The organism is Stenotrophomonas sp. 3(2025) (genome assembly GCF_052665395.1).
The window spans coordinates 14,121-29,727 of record NZ_JBQOIF010000036.1 but is presented as its reverse complement, the minus strand read 5'-3'; the positions used below and the strand labels follow the sequence as shown (position 1 = coordinate 29,727).

At 67.7% G+C, this 15,607-nt stretch carries 17 protein-coding genes; 7 read left to right on the top strand and 10 right to left on the bottom strand.

Features of this window, described 5'->3' with window-relative positions; all coding sequences use genetic code 11:
* The 3 genes from ACUXVE_RS19340 to ACUXVE_RS19330 form a co-directional block, all read right to left on the bottom strand.
* Positions 1-199: hypothetical protein (locus tag ACUXVE_RS19340; protein ID WP_445514974.1), on the bottom strand; the 199-nt coding region annotated here is incomplete at its 3' end.
* Between the two features lie 312 nt (positions 200-511).
* On the bottom strand, positions 512-1,075 hold the full coding sequence (locus tag ACUXVE_RS19335; protein WP_222390612.1) for a TlpA family protein disulfide reductase: 564 nt from the start codon (positions 1,073-1,075) through the stop codon (positions 512-514).
* Complete coding sequence (locus ACUXVE_RS19330; RefSeq protein WP_032977469.1) at positions 1,072-2,346, bottom strand: YihY family inner membrane protein; 1,275 nt, start codon at positions 2,344-2,346, stop codon at positions 1,072-1,074. The genes ACUXVE_RS19335 and ACUXVE_RS19330 overlap by 4 nt, the downstream gene beginning before the upstream one ends.
* 77 nt (positions 2,347-2,423) lie before the next feature.
* Here ACUXVE_RS19330 and wrbA point away from each other — a divergent pair, with 77 nt between their 5' ends.
* The 3 genes from wrbA to ACUXVE_RS19315 all read left to right on the top strand — a co-directional run bounded on the left by wrbA (position 2,424) and on the right by ACUXVE_RS19315 (position 3,914).
* The gene (wrbA, locus tag ACUXVE_RS19325) at positions 2,424-3,017 is read left to right on the top strand and encodes an NAD(P)H:quinone oxidoreductase (RefSeq protein ID WP_093818977.1); all 594 of its coding nucleotides are present in this window, start codon (positions 2,424-2,426) and stop codon (positions 3,015-3,017) included.
* Positions 3,014-3,349 (top strand): DUF2069 domain-containing protein, encoded by a 336-nt coding sequence (locus ACUXVE_RS19320; protein ID WP_222390615.1) that lies wholly within the window; start codon positions 3,014-3,016, stop codon positions 3,347-3,349. Before wrbA ends, ACUXVE_RS19320 begins: the two co-directional genes overlap by 4 nt.
* Before the next feature lie 79 nt (positions 3,350-3,428).
* A complete protein-coding gene (locus ACUXVE_RS19315; protein ID WP_033830416.1) occupies positions 3,429-3,914 on the top strand; it encodes an asparaginase domain-containing protein in 486 nt (161 codons plus the stop codon).
* Positions 3,915-4,137: 223 nt separating this feature from the next.
* Here ACUXVE_RS19315 and ACUXVE_RS19310 read toward each other — a convergent pair whose 3' ends face one another.
* The 3 genes from ACUXVE_RS19310 to sufT form a co-directional block, all read right to left on the bottom strand.
* Positions 4,138-5,877, bottom strand: coding sequence for a S8 family peptidase (locus ACUXVE_RS19310; protein ID WP_222390619.1), 1,740 nt, complete (start codon positions 5,875-5,877; stop codon positions 4,138-4,140).
* A gap of 510 nt (positions 5,878-6,387) precedes the next feature.
* On the bottom strand, positions 6,388-7,482 hold the full coding sequence (locus ACUXVE_RS19305) for a branched-chain amino acid aminotransferase (protein ID WP_222390622.1): 1,095 nt from the start codon (positions 7,480-7,482) through the stop codon (positions 6,388-6,390).
* Positions 7,483-7,541: 59 nt separating this feature from the next.
* Positions 7,542-8,093 carry a putative Fe-S cluster assembly protein SufT gene (sufT, locus tag ACUXVE_RS19300; RefSeq protein ID WP_025877975.1) on the bottom strand — a complete coding sequence of 184 codons (552 nt, stop codon included), beginning with the start codon at positions 8,091-8,093 and terminating at the stop codon, positions 7,542-7,544.
* A 121-nt stretch (positions 8,094-8,214) separates the two neighbouring features.
* Here sufT and ACUXVE_RS19295 point away from each other — a divergent pair, with 121 nt between their 5' ends.
* Positions 8,215-8,634, top strand: a complete 420-nt coding sequence (locus tag ACUXVE_RS19295; protein ID WP_025877973.1) for a hypothetical protein — start codon at positions 8,215-8,217, stop codon at positions 8,632-8,634.
* Between the two features lie 94 nt (positions 8,635-8,728).
* Here the strand turns inward: ACUXVE_RS19295 and ACUXVE_RS19290 are convergent, their stop codons facing one another.
* Together ACUXVE_RS19290 and ACUXVE_RS19285 are read right to left on the bottom strand one after the other, a co-directional pair.
* Positions 8,729-10,189: an NAD(P)(+) transhydrogenase (Re/Si-specific) subunit beta gene (locus ACUXVE_RS19290; RefSeq protein WP_445514973.1), complete on the bottom strand. Its 1,461-nt coding sequence runs from the start codon at positions 10,187-10,189 to the stop codon at positions 8,729-8,731.
* Positions 10,186-10,506, bottom strand: a complete 321-nt coding sequence (locus ACUXVE_RS19285) for an NAD(P) transhydrogenase subunit alpha (RefSeq protein ID WP_025877970.1) — start codon at positions 10,504-10,506, stop codon at positions 10,186-10,188. Before ACUXVE_RS19285 ends, ACUXVE_RS19290 begins: the two co-directional genes overlap by 4 nt.
* A gap of 97 nt (positions 10,507-10,603) precedes the next feature.
* On the opposite strand from ACUXVE_RS19285, the gene ACUXVE_RS19280 reads away from it, so the two are divergent.
* From ACUXVE_RS19280 to ACUXVE_RS19270, 3 genes are read left to right on the top strand one after another with little or no spacing between them, the layout of a single operon-like run.
* Positions 10,604-11,188, top strand: coding sequence for an RNA polymerase sigma factor (locus ACUXVE_RS19280; RefSeq protein WP_093818972.1), 585 nt, complete (start codon positions 10,604-10,606; stop codon positions 11,186-11,188).
* Positions 11,185-11,511, top strand: coding sequence for a hypothetical protein (locus ACUXVE_RS19275; RefSeq protein WP_222390626.1), 327 nt, complete (start codon positions 11,185-11,187; stop codon positions 11,509-11,511). Before ACUXVE_RS19280 ends, ACUXVE_RS19275 begins: the two co-directional genes overlap by 4 nt.
* Before the next feature lie 3 nt (positions 11,512-11,514).
* Entirely contained in the window at positions 11,515-11,979 is a 465-nt protein-coding gene (locus tag ACUXVE_RS19270) for a DUF3106 domain-containing protein (RefSeq protein ID WP_222390628.1), read from the top strand.
* 89 nt (positions 11,980-12,068) lie between these two features.
* Here ACUXVE_RS19270 and ACUXVE_RS19265 read toward each other — a convergent pair whose 3' ends face one another.
* Positions 12,069-13,148, bottom strand: a complete 1,080-nt coding sequence (locus ACUXVE_RS19265; protein WP_445514972.1) for an NAD(P) transhydrogenase subunit alpha — start codon at positions 13,146-13,148, stop codon at positions 12,069-12,071.
* A 52-nt stretch (positions 13,149-13,200) separates the two neighbouring features.
* Positions 13,201-15,528, bottom strand: coding sequence for a DUF1631 domain-containing protein (locus ACUXVE_RS19260; RefSeq protein ID WP_445514971.1), 2,328 nt, complete (start codon positions 15,526-15,528; stop codon positions 13,201-13,203).
* Between the last annotated feature and the right edge of the window lie 79 nt (positions 15,529-15,607).

Sequence of the window (15,607 nt, the reverse complement as noted above, 5' to 3'; positions counted from 1 at the left end):
CAATGCCTACGCCCGGCAGCTCAGGGCTGCCGCCTGAAACGGCTTCATGGCGTCCGTTTTCAGGGAGCCAGATCAGACACCCCGCAATCCGACACCGCCCCACCTTCGACAGATTTCCGGTAGCTGATGGATTCACGCCATGCGTGGATGTATGTCCATCGAAATCGAATATTTCGGCAATTGAACGAAGAGCATCCACGCATGGCGTGGATCTACGTGTCGACCAAGGTCGACACCCACCAAGAGCAGGCCATGTCATTCCCGCAGCTTGCGGAGAATTGTCGAAGGCGGGGTGGGTCCGGTTGCGGGGGCGTGAGCGCCATGGATGGCGCGACCGAGCCTACAGGGACGTATTTACGGCGTCCCCCGCAACCGGACCCACCCCGCCTCCCCACAGGAAACCTGCTTCGGCTGTTGCTGTTGCTTCGGCTGTTGTTGTTGCTGTCGAGGTTGCCGGCCAGCGGCCGGCACTACCGCTTCGGTGGGTGCAGGGCGCAGCCCTGCCCCTCCCTTATTTGTCAGCAGCGATCTGCTGTTCGATGTCGGCGGCGGTGACCGGGCCCAGGAAGCTGTGGGCCAGCTTGCCCTGCGGGTCGATCAGATGGGTCAGCGGCAGGCCACGCGGGGTGGCGAAGTCGGCCGGTGGGTCGAACGGATCGACGATCACGATCGGGTAGGTCACCGGATGCTTGGTCAGGAACGCCTGCATCTCCGGCGTCTCGATGTCCTCGTAGGCCAGGCCAACCACTTCGATGTTGCTGCGCATGGCATGCAACGCCGACAGCTCGGGCATTTCCTTGCGGCAGGGCGCACACCAGGTCGCCCAGAAATTCACCACCACCCACTTGCCACGATGCGCGGCCAGGTCGTAATCGCTGCCATCGACCGCCTTCATCTTCAGCGTCGGGAACTCGGCAGTGACACGTTCGGCGGGCGTGTCCTCCACCGGCGCCGGCGCGGCCGGGGTCGGTGCCTGTGCCGGCGGCTGGCTGCTGGCCGGGGTCGGCTCCTGCGCGGGTTTGCAGGCGGCCAGGGCCAGCAGCGCAGCCAGCAGCAACGGGGTCTTGCAGGTCATGGGGCGTCTCCAGAATCAGGGTAGATGTCGCTGACGCGACGCTTGAGGCGTTCGCGCAGCGGCAGGCGCAGTTCATCCAGTGCGGCCAAAGCGGCCCGGCCGAGGCTGTCATCGCGGTAAGGCAGGTGTTGTTCGGCCACCGGAATGCGCAGCTGCGTGCATTCGTACAGATCGCCCAGGCTGACCTGGTCCAGGTCGCGGGCCAGCAGCCACTCGCCGCGCTCATCGCGGCGCAGCAGGCCGATGCCCTCCAGGTGGCAGGCCAGGTCCTGCAGCAGCGAGTCGGTCAGCATCGGTTCCAGCCGCAGGATCTCGTCGTCGGCCAGGCCCCTGCCCTTGGCGCGTGCATGCTGGAAGCGCCCGAGCAGGCGCAGCAGGCCATAGAACTCGTAGCCCTGCGGCAGGCGCAGTTCCACCGGCTGGTAGCGGAAAGCCGCCATCGACGACGCCAACGACGCGCCCAGCAGCACGGCCACCCAGCACAGGTAGATCCACAGCAGCAGGATCGGTACGAAGGCCACCGTGCCATACAGCTTCTGGTACGACTGGAAGCTGCCCAGGTAGGCGCCGATGCCCCACTTCACCAGCTCCAGGATCACCGCGGCGAGAATCGCGCCCGGAACCGCATGGCGCCACTTCACGGTGTGGTGTGGCACCACCCGGAACATCAGGGTGATGCAGACGAATTCGATCAGGATCGGCGCCAGCCGCAGCGCGAGATCCGCCAGCCAGCGCCCTTCCTGCGTGCCGAACAACGGCATCGCGAACACCCGCGCAGACACCGCCAGCGAGGCAGCGGCGAGCATCGCGCCCAGGGTCAGCACCGTCCAGTAGACCAGGAAGCGGGTCAACCGCGGCCGACTGCTGCCGACGCGCCAGATCTGGTTGAAGGTCTCTTCAACACTGTTGAGGGTGATCAGCAGCGAGATGACCAAGGCGATGAAGCCGGCGGCAGTGAGCTGGCCGGCGCTGGCCGAGAACTGCCGCAGATAGCCTTCTGCGGCGCGCGCGGCATTGGGTACGAAGTTGGAGAAGACATAGTCGCTGAGCTGGTCGCTCCAGCGATCGAACACCGGGAAGGCCGAGAGCACGCCAAATACCACGATCGCCAACGGCACCAGCGCGAACACCGTGGTGTAGGCCAGCGCGGCGGCGGCCTGGAACAGGCGGTCGTCGAGGAAGCGGCGCCACAGGAAGCGGCCGAAGCTGGCGGCGCGTGCGCGATCCCGCGCGCGCTCCATCCATAAATTGAGCGTATCCAAAGGTTCCATCGGCGCAAGGGTACCCGATGCGGAATCGGTGCAGGATAGCCATACTGGCGTCCACACGATGAGGAGAGCTGGGCGCGATGGGCGAAATCCTGGTGCTGTACTACAGCCGCGGCGGTTCGGTGGCACGGCTGGCGCGCCAGATCGCGCGCGGCATCGGCGAGGTCCCGGGCATGGCGGCGCGGCTGCGCACGGTGCCACCGGTGGCTGCCGTCACCCAGACCGCGCAGCCGCCGGTACCCGACGATGGCGCGCCGTATGTGAGCGTGCAGGACCTGGTGGAGTGCCAGGGACTGCTGCTGGGCAGCCCCACCCGTTTCGGCAACATGGCCGCGCCGGTCAAGCATTTCCTTGACGGCCTCGGCGCCGAATGGGTGAACGGCACGCTGGCAGGCAAGCCGGCCGGGGTGTTCACGTCCACCGCGTCGATGCATGGCGGCCAGGAGTCGACCCTGCTGTCGATGCAGGTACCGCTGCTGCACCATGGCTGCCTGATCGTCGGCATTCCGTTCACCGAGCCGGCGCTGAGCCATACCACCAGTGGCGGTACGCCGTATGGCGCCAGCCACGTGGCCGGCGCCGCCGACGACCCGCAACCGACCGACGATGAGGCGGTGCTGGCGCGGGCGCTGGGCCGGCGCGTGGCCGACATCGCGCAGCGGCTGGCACGATGAGCACCGCGCCGCGCACCGTGCTGCTGCTGGCCCTGATGGGGCTGGCAGCGCTGTTTGCCGGCTGGTTCATCAACGACAGGCACTGGCTGGCCACCCAGCTGGTGTTCACTGCGCCGCCGCTGGCGCTGGCCATCGCCCTGCGGTTGGGCTGGCGCAAGGCCGGCTTCTGGGCCGCCGTGCTTGCGCTGGGCTGGTTCAGCCACGGCGTAATGAGCGCCTGGAGCCATCCCGAGACCCGCTGGCTGGCACTGATCGAAATCGGGCTGGCGCTGTTGGTGATCTTTACGGCCAGCCTGCCCGGCCTGCGCGCCCGTTTCGGGCGGCGGCGCTGACGCTGCGCCCGGTGGGCCGTATCATCTGCGTTCCCGGCCCCGCGCCGCTGTACCTGCCTTGGTTTCGCGCATGCACATGATGGAAGAGCTCCTGGTCGTCACCACCGGTGGCACGATCGACAAGATCTATTTCGACGACAAGTCGGACTACCAGATCGGCGACCCGCAGATCGGCATGATCCTGCGCGAACTGGGGGTCACGTTCCGTTTCAACGTGATTCCGATCCTGCGCAAGGATTCGCTGCACATCAACGACGACGATCGTGAGCTGATCCGCGCGACGATCGCCGCCCAGCCCACCCGCCACGTGCTGGTGACCCACGGCACCGATTCGATGGTGCAGACCGGCAAGGTGCTGGCGACGATCCCGGACAAGACCATCGTGATGACCGGTGCGCTGAGCCCGGCACGTTTCCGTGGTTCGGATGCGGAGTTCAACATCGGCTGTGCGATCGGTGCGGTGCAGTCGCTGCCGGCGGGGGTGTTCATCGCGATGAACGGCCGGATCTTCGACCCGCAGCATGTGCGCAAGAACGTGGCGGCGAACCGGTTCGAGTCGGTTTGAGGGATTAAGGCGCGCTGTCGCGCGGATGGGTTCAGCGTTTTGGTTGCTGCTGGGTTGAGGGGGTGATCCCCTCCCTCCTGACAGATCGTCGCGCGCGGCCAGCAAGGTCAAGGGCAGAGCAAGAGCAAATGCACTGCTGCACATTGCTTTCTCCGCTTCGCCGTCCCCCCAAAAAAAACACCCCGGCCGAGGCCGGGGCGTGCCCATGGAGAGGGGCTTGGGCTCAGTACTGGGCGTTGACGGTCACGCCCGAGAAGGTGCTGTAGGCCTTCACCCGCACGTACCAGGTACCGGCGGCGGGGCTGTTGACGGTGCAGGTCTCGTTGTTGCCGCTCAGGTACGGGCGGCAGGTGTAGACGGTGTCGGTCGGGGCACTGCCCTGGCGCAGGTAAAGATCGGCATCACCGCTGCCGCCGCTGATCGCCACGCGCAGCTGCGCGCTGCCAGCCGGGACGTTGACGGTATAGCTGAGCGACGCGCCGCTGGCTGCGCCGAGGCCGGTGACCGGCACATTGTTCTGCAGCACGGTGCCGCCCGGGTTGGGCGTGGTGCCGTTGATCGCGGCAGTCACCGCGGCATCGGCGTCGATGATGCCGGCGCCGCAACCACCCGAGCACGCACCCGGCAGCGGGCGCGCGGTGCTCTTGATGATGCTTTCCACCTGCGCAGGGCTGAGCGGGCTCGGTGCCACCGACTGCATCAGTGCAACCACGCCCGCCACGTGCGGTGCCGCCATCGAGGTGCCGTTGTAGGACGCATAGCTGGCGCTGCCCGGGGTGGTGGTGCCGCTGTTGAGGGTGGACAGGATGCTCTGGCCCGGTGCGGAGATGTCGATGCCGGTGCCGTAGTTGGAGAAGCTGGCACGCGCACCCGCCGAGGTGGTGGCCGCCACGGCGATCACGTTCGGGCAGTTGGCCGGGACCGCGCTGGAGACGTTGGTGTTGCTGTTGCCGGCAGCGACCACCACGGTGGTGCCGCGGCCGACCGCGCCGTTGATCGCGTTCTGGTAAGTGGTCGAGCAGCTGCCGCCGCCGCCCAGCGACATGTTGATGACCTCGGCCGGGTTGGCATTGGCCGGCACACCGCTCACCGTGCCACCGGAGGCCCAGACGATCGCGTCGGCGATGTCGGAGGTGTAGCCGCCGCACTTGCCGAGCACGCGCACCGGCACGACCTTGGCGTTGAAGGCGGTACCGGCCACGCCGGTACTGTTGTTGGTCACTGCGGCGACCGTGCCGGCCACGTGGGTGCCGTGCCAGCTGGAGTTGGAGGCCGGAATGCCCGAGCCGCACTCGTTGGCGCCGTACCAGTCGCCCTCGTCGTTGGGATTGCTGTCACGGCCACCGCCATCGCGCGCCATCGCCGCGTCGCTGATGAAGTCATAGCCGGGCAGGATGTTGGCGTTGAGGTCGGCATGGTTGGTGATGCCGGTATCGATCACGGCCACGACCACACCGGTGCCGGTGGCCTTGTCCCAGGCCGGGCGCACGTTGATCGAGGCGTTGGACGTACCGAAGCCCCATTGCTCGCTGAAGCGGGTGTCGTTGGGGGTCAGCGTCGGGCGCATGATCTGGTCGACTTCGACGTATTCCACGTTCGGGTCGGCGGCCAGCTTGCGCATCAGCAGCTCGGATTCGGCCTGGTCCAGCGCACGGTCGGTCCTGACCACGGTGGAACCGACCGCAAGCCTGCGGACCTGCTGCAGGCCCAGCGCGCGGCCCTGGCTGCTGGCGATGCCGGCAGCAGCCGTCTTCAGCGAAGAGGCCAGCGCGGTGGTGTTGGCCACCGGCGCACTGCCGTCGCGATACTTGACGATGAAGCGCTGGTGGGTCTGCGCGGACTGCAGGCCGCTGAGCTGGACATCACCGGCCAGCGCAGGCGTGGCCAGCAGCAGCGATGACAGGACGGACGCACCAAGGACCACCCACACACGACGCACACGCGGTTGCGTTACCTGGGACATCGGATTTCCCTTCTAATGGTAGGAATGCCGGAATCGGCAGAAGCACCGGCCCGAACCATGGGCTGGCTTGCGATGGCGAGGTTCGGGTCCGGCGAGCCAGCGGATTCCCCTGCCCATCCGCTGTGTTGATGACGCTAGTGGCTCAAACCGGACACCACAAGATTTTCAGCGTCTTTTCAGCAAGATGAAATGTTGGATCTGAGACTTTCCGGGTCGAGGGTTTGTGAAGGTGAAGGAACTTTCGCGTCAGCTGCACGTACCTGACTGCGGAATGTCCTGTCTTTCGATGTCTTTGCCGACATCGGCGAACAGCCGCCGGGCATGGCCCGGCGCTACCGTGGTACGGGTACATTCGCCGGGCATCGCTGCGCGCAGGGGGGAGCCGTTGATCCTGGCAGCGCCGGGCCATGCCCGGCGGACGTACGCCTGAAACGCAGAAAGCCCGTCGCGGGGACGGGCTTTCCGAAAAGTCACCGGGCATGACCCGGTGCTACGCGTTCGCGCAGGCGATCAGCCCAGCTTGACCAGCCAGCCGTGGCGGTCCGGCAGGCGACCGTACTGGATGTCGGTCAGTTCCTTGCGCAGCGACATGGTCACTTCGCCGGCCGGCGCATTGATGTCGCCCACCGAGAAGCCTTCGCCCTTGAGCTGGCCGATCGGGGTGACCACCGCAGCGGTACCGCAGGCGAACACTTCGGCGATCTCGCCGGAGGCCACTCCCTGCTTCCACTCATCGATGGTGACCTTGCGCTCTTCGACCTTCATGCCGCGGTCGCGGGCCAGCTGCAGGATGCTCTCGCGGGTGATGCCCTCGAGGATGCTGCCGGACAGTTCCGGCGTGACCAGCGTGCCGTCCTTGTAGACCAGGAACACGTTCATGCCGCCCAGTTCTTCCAGGTACTTGCCCTCGACCGGGTCCAGGAACAGCACCTGCGAGCAGCCCTGCGCCTGCGCCTTCTGCTGCGGCAACAGCGACGCGGCGTAGTTGCCACCGCACTTGGCCGCACCGGTACCGCCCTTGGCCGCACGCGCGTACTCGGTGGACAGCCAGATCGACACCGGGGCGACGCCCTTGGCGAAGTACGGGCCGGCCGGGCTGGCGATGACGTAGTAGCCGGCCTTGTGCGCGCCACGCACGCCAAGGAACGCTTCATCGCCGATCATGAACGGACGGAAATACAGGCTCGACTCATCGGCCGACGGCACCCAGGCGCTGTCGACGGCGATCAGCTGCTTCAGCGATTCGACGAAGATCTCCACCGGCAGTTCCGGCAGCGCCAGGCGCTGCGCCGAACGCTGCAGGCGACGGCCGTTGGCATCGGGGCGGAAGGTCCAGATCGAACCATCGGCATGCCGGTAGGCCTTGATGCCTTCAAAGATCTCCTGGCCGTAGTGCAGCACGGCCGCGGCCGGGTCCAGCTGCAACGGACCGTAGGCGCGCACGCTGGCGTTGTGCCAGCCGGCATCCTTGTCCCAACGCACTTCCACCATGTGGTCGGTGAAGTGCAGGCCGAAGCCCGGCTTTTCCAGGATCTGGGCGCGCTCTTCAGCGCTGCGCGGGTGGTCCGAACGGGTGACGGCGAAGCTGGGAATGGACTGGGACACCGGAGATTTCCTGTTCTGGTTGCGGGTAATGCCGGGCCCGCGTCACTGCGGGCCGTGGGTCAAAGCATGCCGGTTTCGAGCCGGGCGGCCTCGGACATCATGTGCTGGTTCCACGGCGGGTCGAAGACCAGCTCGACGTCGGCCTCGGCCACCGTCGGGATCATTTCAAGCTTGCTGCGCACGTCGTCGACCAGGATGTCGCCCATGCCGCACGCAGGCGCGGTCAGGGTCATCTTCACGTCGATCTCGCGCTGCCCCTCGTCGAGGTGCTTGATCTCCACCTCGTAGACCAGACCCAGTTCGACGATGTTGACCGGAATTTCGGGGTCGAAACAGGTGCGCAGCTGCTGCCAGACCAACTGTTCGACCTGCTCGTCGCTGGCATCGTCGGGCAGTTCCAGCGGTGCCGGCGCTTCCTTGCCGATGGCATCGCCATCCTTGCCGGCGATCCGGAACAGATTGCCCTCGACGAACACCGAATAACTGCCGCCCAGCGCCTGGGTGATGTACCCATAGCTGCCGGCGGGCAGGGTCACGGTGTCGCCCTGCGGGACCATCACGGCCTCGCAATCGCGTTCGAAGTGGACAGGTTCGCTGCTACGGGAATACATGGGGACCGATATGGGGCTGCGGCATAAGCCACGCAAGCGGTCATTCTAGCGTAGGCGCCCCGCCCTCGCCGGTGCACTGCGGCAAACCACAGTATCCTGTGGGCGACCTTCAGGAGCTTCGATGTCCTCCAATGCCGCACGCGCCAGGACCGTTACCTGGCTCTGGCCCTTCATGTTGTTGCTGGCGCTGGCCACCGCCCCCCTCGCCTGGATGCTGATCGCCCTGTTCACCGGCCGTCCGGTCGGCTGGATGGCGGTACTGACCGCCCTGGAACTGGTATTCATGCTGCGTCTGGGCACACTCGGTCCCGGCAAGCTGCGCATCGCCCTGGTCGTGCTGGGCACGCTGCTGGTAGCCGCGATCTCGAACTGGGCCATCGCCAGTGCCTGGATGGGCGGCTCGATGGGCCTGAACCCCTGGGACGCCTCGCTGCGGATGGGCCCGCACCTGGCCTGGACGCTGATCACCCTGGCCAATGGCGTGGTCGAATGGCTGTGGCTGGCGGTGGGTGTCGCCGTAGGCGCCTGGCTGGCGCGCTGAGCGCGCCGGACGCGGGTAGCGCCGGGCCATGCCCGGCGAGCGCAGCGGTCTGCACGCAAAGCCGCCGGGCATGGCCCGGCGCTACCGTACTGCATCAATGCCCGCCGTCGAGCGCCTTCAGCTCGCTGACCAGCGACGCCGCTGCCTCGGCCCCATCGCCGTACAGCATGCGGGTGTTGTCGGCATAGAACAGCGCATTCTCGATACCGGCAAAGCCGGTGCCCTTGCCGCGCTTGATCACCACCACGTTACGGGCATTGACCACGTCCAGTACCGGCATGCCGTAGATCGGACTGGCCGGATCGGTGCGCGCCACCGGGTTGACCACGTCGTTGGCGCCGATCACCAGCACCACGTCGGTAGTGGCGAACTCGGGATTGATGTCGTCCATGTCCGCGATCAGGTCGTACGGCACCCCCGCTTCGGCCAGCAGCACGTTCATGTGCCCGGGCATGCGCCCGGCCACCGGGTGGATGGCGAACTTGACCTTCACCCCGCGCGTGATCAGCCGCTGCGCCAGCTCCCAGATCTTGTGCTGGGCCTGGGCCACGGCCATGCCATAGCCGGGCACGATCACCACGCGTTCGGCAAAGCCCATCATCGCCGCCACGTCGGCCGCTTCGATGGGCTTCTGCGAACCGGAAATCGCCTGCGCCTCACCACCGGCGCCACCACCGAAGTTGGAGAACAGCACGTTGCGGATCGGCCGGTTCATCGCCTTGGCCATCAACCGGGTCAGCAGGATGCCCGCTGCGCCGACCATCATGCCGGCGATGATCAGCGCCTCGTTGCCCAGCACGTAGCCTTCGAACGACACCGCCAGGCCGGTGAACGCGTTGTACAGCGAAATCACCACCGGCATGTCGGCGCCACCGATCGGCAACGTCATCAACACGCCCAGCGCCAGTGCCAGCATGAAGAAGGCGACGATCGCCCAGGTGCTGAGCGTGCTGGCGGCGATGATGCCCAGCACCACCACGGCCAGCGCCACCAGCAGGTTCATCACCTGCTGGCCCGGCCAGGTCACGCGCTTGTCGAGGCGACCATCGAGTTTGGCCCAGGCGATCACCGAGCCGGACAGCGACACCGCACCGATCGCCGCGCCCACCACCGCCAGCACCAGCACCGTGCCGGACGGCTGCCGCGCGGCCAGGTCGGCCAGCGCCTGCGCACTCCAGTGGGTGGTATCACGATTGGCCAGGAAGGCGTAGCGCAGCAGTTCCACCGCACCGATGGCCGCCGCTGAACCACCGCCCATGCCGTTGTACAGCGCGACCATCTGCGGCATGTCGGTGACGGCGACCTTGCCCGCCGACCACCACGCCAGGCCGGCACCCAGCAGCAGCGCCACCAGGATCAGCGGCACGTTGTGCAGTTCGGGCAGGAAGAAGGTCGCCACCGTGGCCAGCAGCATGCCCAGCCCCGCCCAGCGGATACCGCTGCTTGCGGTCATCGGCGAGGCCATGCGCTGCAGGCCGAGCAGGAACAGGGTGGCGGCAACCAGGTAGCTGGCCTTGACCAGCCAATCGAGCAGTTCGACGGTGCTGATGTTCAAGCCTGCGGCTCCTTCGGTTCATCGTTGCCGGCCTTGCGCACGCTCGGCTTGAACATTTCCAGCATGCGCGCGGTGACCACATAGCCGCCGGCGGCATTGCCGGCACCGAGCACCACGGCAAGGAACCCCAGCACCTTCTCCAACGGCGTCTGTGCGTGCCCCAGCACCACCATCGCGCCGATCAGCACGATGCCATGGATGAAGTTGGAGCCCGACATCAACGGGGTATGCAGGATCACCGGGACCCGGGAAATGATCACGTGGCCGGCAATGGCGGCCAGCATGAAGATGTACAGCGCCACGAACCCGTCACTCACCGGCAACGCTCCTGCTCTGTCTTCGTCGCCCCATCATAACCATGGGCTGAACCCTGCGCGCGTCCCGGTCAACCACGGCCGCGCTCACGCGTTGTCGATGGTGACCCCTGCCGAGGAACCGTACCCTGTGCTGGTGAGCAGCCCCGTCCCCTCAACCACCGATGCCGACGCCGTTCCGGCCTCGCTGGAAGCGTTCCTGGCCAGCGTCGGGCCGCGCGCCTTCCGCTTCGCCGAGGCCGGCCTGCGCCAGCGTGATGACGCGCTGGATGCGGTGCAGGACGCGCTGCTGCGCATGCTGGACTACGCCGACAAGCCGGCCGCCGAGTGGGCGCCGTTGTTCTGGAGCATCCTGCGCCGGCGCGTGATCGACCTGCAGCGCCGCCGCCGTTTCCGCCTGCCGTTCTGGCGCGACAACCAGGATGCCGATGGCGGCGAGATCGACTGGGCCGACCCCGCACCGGACCCTGCGCAGGCGCATGAGCAGCGCCAGCAGTACCAGCAGCTGGTGCAGGCACTGCGCGACCTGCCCGCCCGCCAGCGCGAGGCATTCACCCTGCGCGTGCTGCAGGACTTGGACGGGGCCACCACCGCCCGCGCCATGGGCTGCAGCGAAGGCGCGGTAAAGACCCATCTGGCGCGCGCCCGACAGGCGCTGCAGAATCAACTGGAGATGCACCCGTGAACCGCCCCCTGCCTTCCGATGACGCCCTGCGCAGCCTGCACGCGCAGTCGCTGCAGGCGCTGTCGCCGGCCACCCTGGCACGCCTGCGCAGTGCCCGTCACAACGCCGGTGCAGCGCACGCCGGTCGCTGGCGCTGGTGGCTGGCCAGCGCCTGTTCGCTGGTGATCGCGCTGGGCATCGGCGTCCAGTTCGTCGGTCCGGGCGATCATCAGCGCCCGATCGGCACGCCGATCGTCGCTGCGGAAGAAGACAATGGCGCGCTGTACGACGAGAATCCCGATCTGTACCTGTGGCTGGGCGACAACGACCTGGCGATGGAGTGAACCATGCTGCGATACCCCTCCCTGCCCTTGCTGATCGTCCTGACCCTGCTGCCCGCTGCATCGGCACTGGCACAGGCCACCGCGCCGGCGCCTGCCGCGCGGCCGGCACCTGCTGCCGCGCCGCTGCCCAACTGGGAACAGCTGAGCCCGGCCCAGCGCGAAGCGCTGCTGGCCCCGCTGCGTGATCGCTGGAACGGCGCCGATCCCGCGCAGCGCCAGCGCATGCTGTCGCACGGCCAGCGCTGGCAGTCGATGAGCCCGGAAGAGCGCGACAAGGCCCGCCGCGGCCTGCGCCGCTTCGAGCACATGAGCCCGGAACAGCGCGAGCAGGCCCGGGCGTTGTTCGGCCAGATGCGTGACCTCAGCCCGGCCCAGCGCGATGCCATGCGCGAGCGCTGGTCGCAGATGACCGCAGACGAACGCAGGGAATGGGTGCGGGACAACCCGCCGCCGGCGAAGCCGCGGTAGCCCGCCATCTGAAGGGGTAGCGCCGGGCCATGCCCGGCGGATTCTCCGGATGCCGCTGCGCTCGCCGGGCATGGCCCGGCGCTACCGACTCAGGCCTGCCAGCGCGTCTTCGCCAGCAGCTCGTCTTCCCAGTCGAAACCCAGCTGGCCATCACGCACGAACAGGGCGACGAAGTTCATCAGGTTGCGCGCATACATCTCGCTGGCCTGGGTGGCGCCCCGGCTGGCCAGGCCCAGCGGGCCATCAATGATCACGCCCTGGTGCTCGATGCAGTGGCCGGGTTCGGTCAGCGCGCAGTTGCCACCGCTCTCGGCGGCCAGATCGACGATCACGCTGCCGGCGGCCATGCCTTCGATCATCGCGGCGGTGACGATCGTCGGCGCCTGACGTCCCGGCACCGCGGCAGTGCAGATCACCACGTCCACGCTGCGCAGGTGATCGCCAAGACGGCGCTGCTGTTCACCACGCTCTTCATCGGTCAGCGCCCGCGCATAACCGCCCTCGCCGACCGCGCTCACCCCCAGGTCGAGGAAGCGCGCACCGAGCGACTGGATCTGTTCGCGGGTTTCCGGGCGCACGTCGAAGCCCTCCACCTGCGCACCCAGGCGGCGTGAGGTGGCGATGGCCTGCAGGCCGGCGACACCGGCGCCGATCACCAGCACCTTGGCTGGACGCACGGTACCGGCCGCCGTGGTCAGCATCGGGAAGAAGCGCGGCGCGCGTTCGGCAGCAATCAATGCCGCCTTGTAGCCGGCCATGCCGGCCTGCGAACTGAGTACGTCCATCGCCTGTGCGCGCGTGGTGCGCGGCAACTGCTGCAGCGGGAACAGGTGCAGGCGGTCATCCGAAGCCAATGCGGCCAACGCAGGGTCGGCCGCCGGGGTCAGCAGGCCGACCACACTGGCGCCCGGCTTGAGCTGGGCCAGTACCTCGGCCGGTGGCGCCTGCACGCACAGCAGGATGTCGATCTCGGCCCAACGGGCGGCGTCGAAGGCGCGGGCACCTGCGTCGTCGTAGGCGGCATCGGTGAAACCGGCGGCCTGGCCCGCACCCGGCTGATACCACACGGTGATGCCCAGCGCACCGAGCTTGCGCGCCGTTTCCGGCGTGAGCGCAACGCGTCGTTCGCCCGGCGCGGTCTCCTTGATCCCCAGCAACGCCACGGCCATGCAGATTCCCGCTGATCGGTGAGTGGGTCCGATCCTAGCAGGCGTACGTGGCTCAGTGCAGCGTCGCACCACCCGGGTCGAGGCGGTCGAGCACGCCCTGCATGGCGCTGTCGAAGGCGCCATCGTCGACGTGGGGACGCAGGCGACCCAGCCGCACCATCACCGCCAGTTCTTCGGGTGAGGCCACGCAGAAGCGCACGCCACGCCGGTTGACGAACAGCAGGCGCGAGGAAATCGGGCTGATCCAGGACAGTTTGCCCGCCTGCACCTTGCCATCCTTGTCGACGAAGTCCAGCCAGTTGCCGATCTCCATCCGGCGGAAGCGGTCGGCATCGGCATTGTCGAAATCGTCGGTATTGAAGCTGCTGCCCAGTTCCACCGCCGGCGTTTCCGGGGCCGGCGGTGCAGGCAGCACCACCTGCGGCAGCTCCGGCAGGGCGCGCTGCAGCTCGGGGCGCGATTCGGCGATGCCCTGCAATGTGTCGTGCAGCGCATCGATGGCCGCGGTGGCTGCGTCACCATGCACGCCGACGCTGGCAAACACCTTGGCCAGCATCGGCTGCCAGGCCTGCAGCCACGGCTTGCCGACGATCTGCCGGCGGGCCTCGGCCACTTCCTCAAGCAGGCCATCAGCCAGGGTCAGCGCCTCGGCCACCGAGGCACCCTCCTCGCCCTCGCGCAGCAGCGCCAGGGTCAGGTGGTGCTGCCAGGGCTGGCGCAGGAACTCGGCGATGGCCGGCGGCAGGGTGGCATCGCCGATGCGGCGATCCAGTTCGGCGCCGGCACGGGTGCGGGCCATTTCCAGCTTTTCCTGGCCGCGCTGGGTCTCGGCGGCCCGACGCTCGGCGATTTCCACGCGACGGCGGTGCTGTACCAGGAAATCGCGGAATTCTTCTTCCAGGGTCAGGAAGATCGCCAGGTTTTCGTTGAACTCGGCGACCAGCCGCTCGATGATCTCCTCCACCTTGGCCATCAGCATCCGTTCGGCCTGGCTTTCGCCGGTGTTGCCCTCGCAGGCTTCGGCCAGCGAGTTGAGCAGCTTGCGCGCCGGATGGGTCTTCTGCACGAACATGCGGCGGTCCAGCATCGCCACCTTCACGAACGGAACCACCAGGCGGCCGATCAGCTCACGCGAGCGGCCTTCCAGTTCGCGCTCATCGAGCATCACGTCGAACAGCATGCCGACAAGGTCGATCGCATCCTCGTCCTGCGCGTCCAGCCGGGTCTGGCCCGGGTCGACGCCCAGCCGGGTGGCACTGGACAGCACTTCGCTCTTCAGCCGCTGCGCCAACGATTCGCCATCTTCGCCGATCGCCGCACGCAGGGTCGCGCTGGGCGTGGCCTGCAGCAACGACAGCACCGACATCATTTCGCGCTGGCTCAACGGGCGATGCTGGCCGACCGCGACCTGCGCCGCAGAGGTTGCGTCGTCGCGCACGTGGCGGGTCTGCTGCAACAGCTCGTGCAGCGCTTCCAGCAGCATGCCCTGCTGGCCGGAGTAGGCTTCGCCGGACGGGCTCTCTTCGCCACCGGCATGCTGCTGCATGTGGCCACGACGCTCGGACCAGCGCGCGGCAAACCGCTGTGCCCAGGCCGGCGCGGCCTGTTCGTCGTCATTGAATTCGTTGTCGAAGCCCGATGCCGTGCGTTGCTCGACCAGATCATCCAGGCCATGTGGCACATGCTGGGCGGGGCCCGGAGCCGGTGCCAGCGGTCGCCGCGGGGCGCCCATCTGCGACATCACCCCGGCCGCAGCCAGGTGCTCGTCCAGCTTCTCGTAGATGCGACCCACCGGCGCGCGCATGTCGCGCTCGCACAGCTTGATCAACACCAGGTGGACTTCCGGGGCCAGCTCGCAGCCAGCAAAGGCTTCGTGGATGGCCACGCCCAGGTGCTCGGGGCTGATCGGGTTGCGGTCGGCATCCAGTTCGATACCGCCGCCCAGCCAGCCCAGGCGGCGGTCGAGCCGTGCCAGCACCGGCTTGAAGTCGCGCAGCAGCACGGTGGCGAAGTTGCGCACCGCCAACCGCGATTCCAGTACATGTTCCGGCACCAGACTGAGGCCGTCCTGGGCCTGCCCGGCCAGGGTCAGCTCGGCAGAGACGGGCTCGCCCGCCGCCAGGCCGGCCCAGGCATGGCCGAGATGGGCGGCAAAAGCACCGGCGATCTCTTCACGGCGGCGACGCAGCTCGCGCATCGCGTCCAGGAACAGCAACTGCGACGAGCCGGCATTGCCGGCACGGTCGAACAGGGCATCGTCGAAGCGGGCCAGTGCCGCGCCAAAGGCCTGGCACAACGCCGGCAGGACGATGTCCCGGGCAAGCTGGAGCTGGGCCGGGTCACGGCCCGGCGATCCCATCGGAGTGGGCGCGCTCATCATTCGGGAAGGCTCCCCACCTTCTCTGGTGCAACAGACATCATGGACATCGCGACGGCCGGTACACCCCATGCACCGGTCC

Coding starts and splice junctions, on each gene's coding strand:
- ACUXVE_RS19270 (WP_222390628.1), top strand. CDS start 11,515: ATGCTGCGATACCCCTCCCTGCCCTTGCTGATCGTCCTGACCCTGCTG.
- ACUXVE_RS19315 (WP_033830416.1), top strand. CDS start 3,429: ATGGAAGAGCTCCTGGTCGTCACCACCGGTGGCACGATCGACAAGATC.
- ACUXVE_RS19320 (WP_222390615.1), top strand. CDS start 3,014: ATGAGCACCGCGCCGCGCACCGTGCTGCTGCTGGCCCTGATGGGGCTG.
- ACUXVE_RS19310 (WP_222390619.1), bottom strand. CDS start 5,877: ATGTCCCAGGTAACGCAACCGCGTGTGCGTCGTGTGTGGGTGGTCCTT.
- ACUXVE_RS19260 (WP_445514971.1), bottom strand. CDS start 15,528: ATGATGAGCGCGCCCACTCCGATGGGATCGCCGGGCCGTGACCCGGCC.
- wrbA (WP_093818977.1), top strand. CDS start 2,424: ATGGGCGAAATCCTGGTGCTGTACTACAGCCGCGGCGGTTCGGTGGCA.
- ACUXVE_RS19295 (WP_025877973.1), top strand. CDS start 8,215: ATGTCCTCCAATGCCGCACGCGCCAGGACCGTTACCTGGCTCTGGCCC.
- ACUXVE_RS19280 (WP_093818972.1), top strand. CDS start 10,604: ATGGTGACCCCTGCCGAGGAACCGTACCCTGTGCTGGTGAGCAGCCCC.
- ACUXVE_RS19265 (WP_445514972.1), bottom strand. CDS start 13,148: ATGGCCGTGGCGTTGCTGGGGATCAAGGAGACCGCGCCGGGCGAACGA.
- ACUXVE_RS19335 (WP_222390612.1), bottom strand. CDS start 1,075: ATGACCTGCAAGACCCCGTTGCTGCTGGCTGCGCTGCTGGCCCTGGCC.
- ACUXVE_RS19330 (WP_032977469.1), bottom strand. CDS start 2,346: ATGGAACCTTTGGATACGCTCAATTTATGGATGGAGCGCGCGCGGGAT.
- sufT (WP_025877975.1), bottom strand. CDS start 8,093: ATGTATTCCCGTAGCAGCGAACCTGTCCACTTCGAACGCGATTGCGAG.